A 769-nucleotide genomic window follows, 5' to 3' on the forward strand; every position below is an offset into this window, starting at 1 on the left:
TTCCTCGGGGTACTGAGATGTTTCAGTTCCCCCGGTTCGCCTCCCATCCCTATGGATTCAGGATGGGATACTCACCGGATGGTGAGTGGGTTTCCCCATTCGGACATGCCCGGGTCGCAGGTCGTTTGCCACCTCGCCGAGCCTTATCGCAGGCTTCCACGTCCTTCATCGCCTCTGGCTGCCAAGGCATCCACCGTATGCGCTTCATCGCTTGACCATATAACCCCAAAGGGTCTGGTCGGCGATGCACACGACATTGCCGGATACGCTTGAGACGTATCTCGTTGTCCCTTTCTCTCGAAAGGAACGTGTCAGCATGATTCACATTGTTAAAGAGCGACTGTTCAGAGAACAGTGGCAAGTCGTGGCGACTTGCCGCTGGTCTCTGCAAGAACCGTTGGGGCGAAGCGATGGTGGAGCCTACCGGGATCGAACCGGTGACCTCCTGCGTGCAAGGCAGGCGCTCTCCCAGCTGAGCTAAGGCCCCTCACACAAGAGAGAAGAGTGAAGAAAGAAGAGTGAAGAAGATCTCTTCTTATCTCTTACCTCTTATTTCTTCCGTCTTGGATTGGTGGGTCTGGGCAGACTCGAACACAACCCCGCGACCTCACCCTTCTCTTGACAGAACGTCCGGGGGTGCGCTCTCACCAACTGAGCGTTCCGGCGGCTCGGAGAATGGTGGGTCTGGGCAGACTCGAACTGCCGACCTCACCCTTATCAGGGGTGCGCTCTAACCAACTGAGCTACAGACCCGTTGGTCACTGGGCGA

At 56.8% G+C, this 769-nt stretch carries 2 tRNA genes and 1 rRNA gene; all 3 read right to left on the reverse strand.

The window, feature by feature from the left end:
• Positions 1–217: ribosomal RNA gene (locus QWY80_RS14045) — 23S ribosomal RNA — on the reverse strand; the annotation flags it as partial.
• A gap of 194 nt (positions 218–411) precedes the next feature.
• A tRNA-Ala gene (locus QWY80_RS14050) sits at positions 412–487 on the reverse strand.
• Positions 488–676: 189 nt separating this feature from the next.
• Positions 677–753 (reverse strand) — tRNA-Ile (locus QWY80_RS14055).
• Positions 754–769: the final 16 nt, after the last annotated feature.

It is taken from the genome of Halomonas ramblicola (assembly GCF_030409215.1).
In the GTDB taxonomy this organism is placed as follows: Bacteria; Pseudomonadota; Gammaproteobacteria; order Pseudomonadales; family Halomonadaceae; genus Halomonas; species Halomonas ramblicola.